Annotated in this window: 7 protein-coding genes; 2 read left to right on the plus strand and 5 right to left on the minus strand. The window is 71.6% G+C overall.

The features are described 5' to 3' along the window. The coding region (locus FV222_RS17085; protein WP_147815224.1) for a ring-opening amidohydrolase at positions 1-829 on the minus strand (829 nt) is incomplete at its 3' end. After that, complete coding sequence (locus tag FV222_RS17090) at positions 826-1557, minus strand: isochorismatase family cysteine hydrolase (RefSeq protein ID WP_147815226.1); 732 nt, start codon at positions 1555-1557, stop codon at positions 826-828. The genes FV222_RS17090 and FV222_RS17085, both read right to left, overlap by 4 nt. Positions 1558-1617: 60 nt before the next feature. Here FV222_RS17090 and FV222_RS17095 point away from each other — a divergent pair, with 60 nt between their 5' ends. Together FV222_RS17095 and FV222_RS17100 are read left to right on the plus strand one after the other, a co-directional pair. After that, positions 1618-1917 carry a BrnT family toxin gene (locus FV222_RS17095; RefSeq protein WP_348644944.1) on the plus strand — a complete coding sequence of 100 codons (300 nt, stop codon included), beginning with the start codon at positions 1618-1620 and terminating at the stop codon, positions 1915-1917. Beyond that, positions 1898-2212 carry a BrnA antitoxin family protein gene (locus tag FV222_RS17100; RefSeq protein WP_147815230.1) on the plus strand — a complete coding sequence of 105 codons (315 nt, stop codon included), beginning with the start codon at positions 1898-1900 and terminating at the stop codon, positions 2210-2212. The genes FV222_RS17095 and FV222_RS17100 overlap by 20 nt, the downstream gene beginning before the upstream one ends. A gap of 5 nt (positions 2213-2217) precedes the next feature. Here the strand turns inward: FV222_RS17100 and FV222_RS17105 are convergent, their stop codons facing one another. The 3 genes from FV222_RS17105 to FV222_RS17115 form a co-directional block, all read right to left on the minus strand. After that, positions 2218-3258: a formamidase gene (locus FV222_RS17105; protein WP_147815232.1), complete on the minus strand. Its 1041-nt coding sequence runs from the start codon at positions 3256-3258 to the stop codon at positions 2218-2220. 8 nt (positions 3259-3266) lie between these two features. Next, positions 3267-4190 (minus strand): ABC transporter permease, encoded by a 924-nt coding sequence (locus FV222_RS17110; protein ID WP_147815234.1) that lies wholly within the window; start codon positions 4188-4190, stop codon positions 3267-3269. Between the two features lie 19 nt (positions 4191-4209). Further along, on the minus strand, positions 4210-5002 hold a 793-nt coding region (locus FV222_RS17115), incomplete at its 5' end, for an ABC transporter permease (protein WP_147815236.1).

Genomic DNA, 5002 nt, shown 5'->3' on the forward strand with positions numbered 1-5002 from the left:
CGCCGAGGCCGAGCCGGGCCAGCGCGGCCCGCACCGGCTCGACGTCGAGGGCGTCCGCCATGGTGGCGTGGTCGATCCGCAGCGGGCCGGACCAGCCGGCGCCGCGCCCGAGCACGACGATCTCGTGGCCCATCAGCTCGACGCCGGCCGACGCCGAGGCGCGCGAGGAAGCGAGCGCAAAATCCCGGCCGATCGCGCCCTCCTCCAGCGCGCCGACCTCGCCCAACGCCGTGGCGATGCCCAGCGAGGCGGCGGCGCGCGACAGGCCCATGGATTTCAGCGTGTCGGCGGTGGCGCAATCCGCGCCCCGGCCGCGCGCCGCGGCGATCCGCTCCGAGGTGAGGAGCGGGCACTTCACCTGGACGAAATGCACCTCGGCCGGGTCGGCGATGCCGGCGTCGCGCATCGCCGCGCGCACGCCCTCGGCCACCGCCTCGACCTGGGCCAGGCGCCCGACCTCTTCGGGCGCCAGGTCGGCGGTGTGCGCGTGGCCGATGGCGAGGGCGCCGGGCTCGGCGGTGCCTGACGCCTCGCGCACCTCGAAGACCGTGAGATGCGGGGACAGACCGCCCTCGGTCCCGCCGGACATCACCAGGCAGGCCCGCTCGGAGGCCGCCTCGCCGGCATGCCGTCGGAGCAGGTCGCGGAGCGCGCGGGCGGCGAGCCCGCGGGTCCAGTCGTTGACCAGGCCGTTGCCCTCGGTCTTGCCGAAGATGGCGACGACGGCGCCCGGCACGATCCGGCCGTCCGCGATCGCGCGTTCCAGGCCGGAGACGTCGTCCGGGGCGGCGACGGCGATGCGGTGGACGACGGCGCGGCGCGTGCTCATGCGGCCGCCTGCGCGGTCACGGCCGCGATCACGGCGTCGGTGTCGGAGACCGCGCCGAACACGCCGCCCTGCATCGTCACCATGCGCAAAATCGCCGCGTGGTTCTGCGGATCGGTGGCGCCGCAGGCGTCGCCCAGCACCACGCATTCGAAGCCGCGGTCGTTGGCCTCCCGCATGGTGGTGGAGACGCAGACGTCGGTGGTGATGCCGGTGAGCACGAGGTTGCGGATGCCGCGGGTGCGCAGGACCAGCTCGAGGTCGGTGGCGCAGAACGCGCCCTTGCCGGGCTTGTCGATCACCACCTCGCCGGACAGCGGCGCGAGTTCGGGGATGATCTCCCAGCCGGGCTCGCCGCGCACCAGGATCTTGCCGCAGGGCCCTGGGTCGCCGATGCCGGCGCCGATCCGGCGCGAGCGCCAGCGCTTGTTCTCCGGCAGGTCGGAGAGGTCGGGCCGATGGCCCTCGCGGGTGTGGACGACCAGGTAGCCGCGGCTGCGCATCGCGGCGAGCAGGCGGGCGATCGGCGCGATCGGCGCCCGGGTCAGCGACAGGTCGTAGCCCATCGCGTCGACGTAGCCGCCCGCCCCGCAGAAATCCGTCTGCATGTCGATGATGACCAGCGCCGTATTCGACGGCCGCAGGTCGCCGTCGTAGGGCCAGGGGTAGGGCTCGGCGGGGATGGTGGTGCCGGGCCGTGCGTCGGCGGAAGGAGGACGATCGACGCTCATATTGAAGCCTCACGGCACTGGCTTGCCGAACCGCTTTGTCGTAACAATTTCGACGTGACGATGCGCTTCGAATGGGATGCCGACAAGACCGCGTCCAACCTGCGCAGGCATGGGGTGCGGTTCGAGACGGCAGCGCGCGTCTTCACGGACCCGTTCGCGATCACCTCGGCGGATCGGATCGAAGATCGGGAGCTGCGGTGGCGGATCGTCGGAATGGCGGACACGATCCGGGTGCTCGTCGTCGTCCACACGATCCGTGAGGCGACCGAAGCCGGCGAGGAGATCGAGGTCGTCCGCATCATCTCCGCCCGCAAGGCCGATCGTTCGGAAAGGCGAAGCTATGAAGACGAAGCTGGTTAGCTACGAGATCGACCTCGCCAACCCGCCGCCCCTCACCGAGACGCAGAAGGCGGAGCTGGAAGCCCTTGCGGCGATGCCGGACGAGGCGATCGACTACGGCGACATCCCGCCCCTGACCGAGGCGTTCTGGGCGAACGCCGTGCGCAACCCGTTCTACCGGCCGGTGAAAACTTCCACGACGGTGCGGATCGATGCCGACGTGCTGGCGTGGCTGCGCGCGCCCGGGCGGGGCTACCAGACGCGCATCAACGCGATCCTGCGCCGCGAGATGATGGCGGCGCTGAAGAGGGGCTGAGGCCCTCACTCGGCCGCCTCCCGCGCGGCGGATGCGTTCGGGCTCGTCTGCCCGGCGCCGTAGGAGCGGGTCGGCGCGGGGAAGCCGCAGGCGGTGCCGTCCACGGTCCGGACCTGGTCCTCCCAGGGCACCCTGTACCGGCCGGCCGCGAGGTCGTGCATGTAGGTGTAGGGGCAATCCTGCGCGCCGCCCTTCACCGCCGTGTAGCCGCGGTGGCCGAGCTGGTAGATGTTGTTCTCGACGCCCCAGTGGATGCGGGCCTCGCGCACGAGGTCGGGCCGGACCTCCGCGGTGATGATCTCGTCGACGCGGCCGGTGGTGCCGTGGGCGAGGATCGCCCCGTCGAAGTTGCAGACCATGCCCTCGCCCATCGAGTCGAAGGTGCCGTCCGAGCCGCACAGGCAGACGTTGGCGGTGACCATCAGGTTGCAGAAGGCGTTCGACTGGTTGGTGAAGCGCCAGGATTCGCGGATCGGCGCGGTGTAGCCGGCCGTGCGGATCATGATCTCGGCGCCCTTGTAGGCGCATTCGCGCGCCATCTCCGGGAACATGCCGTCGTGGCAGATGATCAGCGCGAGCTTGGCGCCCTTCGGCCCGTCGATCACCGGGATGCCGAGGTCGCCCGGCTCCCACGGCTCCACCGGCACCCAGGGGTGCATCTTGCGGTAGTACAGCTTCACCGCGCCGGAATCGTCGACGACCAGGCCGGCGTTGTAGGGCGCGCCGTGCGGGTTGAACTCCATGATGGAGAAGCAACCCCAGATCCGGTTGTCGACGCAGGCCTGGCGGAAGGCTGCCACCTCCGGCCCGTCCATCCGGCACATCAGCTCGGGCCGCGTGTCCATCGAGAGGCCGTGGAGCGCGTATTCGGGGAAGACCACGAGGTCCATCGTCGCGAGGTTGGCCCGCGCCTTGGCCACCATCGCGACGATCCGGTCGGTCTGCGCGCTCAGGTCGGCCGGCGTCTCGATCCGCGGCAGCTTGAGCTGCACCAGGCCGAGGACGACGCCGTTCGGGGATTTGTTCAGGCCACCGAGACCATTCATGAGAAACCCTATTTCGAGAGGGAGAGCTCGCCCGGCGCGCCGGCCAGCGCCCGGTCGGGCGACGAGGTGGCGATCAGCAGGGCGAGCGTGAGGACGTAGGGGGCGGCGTAGTACAGGTAGTAGCCCTGCGTGACGCCGACCGATTGCAGCGCCGGGCCGAGCGCCCCGGCGCCGCCGAACAGCAGGGCGGCGGCGAAGCACGCGAGCGGGTTCCAGCGGGCGAAGATGACGAGCGCCACCGCCATCAGCCCCTGGCCCGACGAGATCCCCTCGTTCCACGAGCCCGGATAGTACAACGACAGGTAGGCGCCGCCGATCCCGGCGAGCACGCCGCCGGCGGCCGTCGCGTAGAGGCGCACGCGGTCGACGTCGTAGCCCATGGCGCGCGCCGCGTCGGCGCTGTCGCCGACGACGCGCACGATCAGCCCGGCCTTGGTGTTGCGGAACGCCCACCACAGGAACACGGAGAGCGCGGCGCCCGCCAGGAACAGCACGTTGACGCGCAACGCCGCCTGGATCTGCGGCACGTCCGACCAGAACCCGAACGGGATCGCCGGCAGCGGCGGGGCGGAGGGCTGGATGAAGGCCTTGCCGAAGAAGAAGGCGAGCCCCGTCCCGAACAGCATCAGCGCGATGCCGACCGCCACGTCGTTGACCCGCGGCAGGCGGCAGACGAACCCGTGCAGCAGCCCGAAGGCGCCGCCGGCCAGGCCGGCCACCGCGACGCCGGCCCAGGGCGAGCCGGTGAGCACGGCGGTGGCGTAGGCCGACATCGCGCCGAACACGAGGGTGCCTTCGAGCCCGAGGTTGATCCGCCCCGAGCGCTCGGTGATGGTCTCGCCGAGGCTGACGAACAGGAACGGCGTCGAGACGCGGATCGCGCCGCCGACCACCGCGATCAGGACGCTCCAGAGCCCGAGGTCGCCGTTCATCGCATGCTCCCCGCCGTGGTCATGCCGGCGCCCCCGCCGGCAGGGCGGCGGCCGCGCGCTTGGTCGCCCACAGGTGCGGGCTGAACAGGTGCAGGCGCCCGTAGAGCGTCTCGCTGGCCAGCACCACGAGGAACAGCAGCCCTTCGAGCACCAGCACGGTGGCGTCGGGCAGCTGCATCCGGCGCTGGATCAGCCCGCTCGACGCCTCGATCCCACCGAGCAGGAACGCGACCGGCATGATCGCGATCGGGTTCTGGCGGGCGAGGAACGCGACGAGGATGCCGGTGTAGCCGTAGCCGGCGGCGAGCGTCCCGTTGGCGGTCCCCTGCACCGCGACCACCTCGAAGAACCCGGCCAACGCCGCGAAGGCGCCACCGAGCGCGGTGAAGCCGACGATCAGGCGCCCGACCGGCAGGCCCTGGATCTGGGCCGCGCGCACGTTCCCGCCGGCGATCCGCGCGGCGAAGCCCAGCGTCGTGCGGTCCATCAGCACGTAGGCGACGAGGCAGGACAGGACGCCGACCCCGAGGCCCCAATGCACCCCGATCCCCGGCATCGGCGCCAGCATGAAGGCGTCGCCGACGGGCAACGTCGAGGGCTTGTTGAGGCTCGCCGGATCGCGCAGCCAGCCTTCGATCAGGTGGTTGGAGAGCGCGATGGCGATGTAGGACAGGAGCAGGCTCGCGATGGTGGCGTTGACGCCGCGATAGGCCTGAAGGAAGCCGACGGCCCCGATCCAGACCGCGCCGACGAGGGCGGCGGCGAGCGCCATCAGCGGAATCGCGAGCGCGGGCGGCAGCGCGGCCAGCGGC

This window comes from Methylobacterium sp. WL103, assembly GCF_008039885.1.
In the GTDB taxonomy this organism is placed as follows: domain Bacteria; phylum Pseudomonadota; class Alphaproteobacteria; order Rhizobiales; family Beijerinckiaceae; genus Methylobacterium; species Methylobacterium cerastii.

Bases quoted from the DNA above. Each gene is read 5' to 3' on its own strand.
- FV222_RS17090 (WP_147815226.1), bottom strand. From the start codon at position 1,557: ATGAGCGTCGATCGTCCTCCTTCCGCCGACGCACGGCCCGGCACCACC.
- FV222_RS17095 (WP_348644944.1), top strand. From the start codon at position 1,618: ATGCGCTTCGAATGGGATGCCGACAAGACCGCGTCCAACCTGCGCAGG.
- FV222_RS17100 (WP_147815230.1), top strand. From the start codon at position 1,898: ATGAAGACGAAGCTGGTTAGCTACGAGATCGACCTCGCCAACCCGCCG.
- FV222_RS17105 (WP_147815232.1), bottom strand. From the start codon at position 3,258: ATGAATGGTCTCGGTGGCCTGAACAAATCCCCGAACGGCGTCGTCCTC.
- FV222_RS17110 (WP_147815234.1), bottom strand. From the start codon at position 4,190: ATGAACGGCGACCTCGGGCTCTGGAGCGTCCTGATCGCGGTGGTCGGC.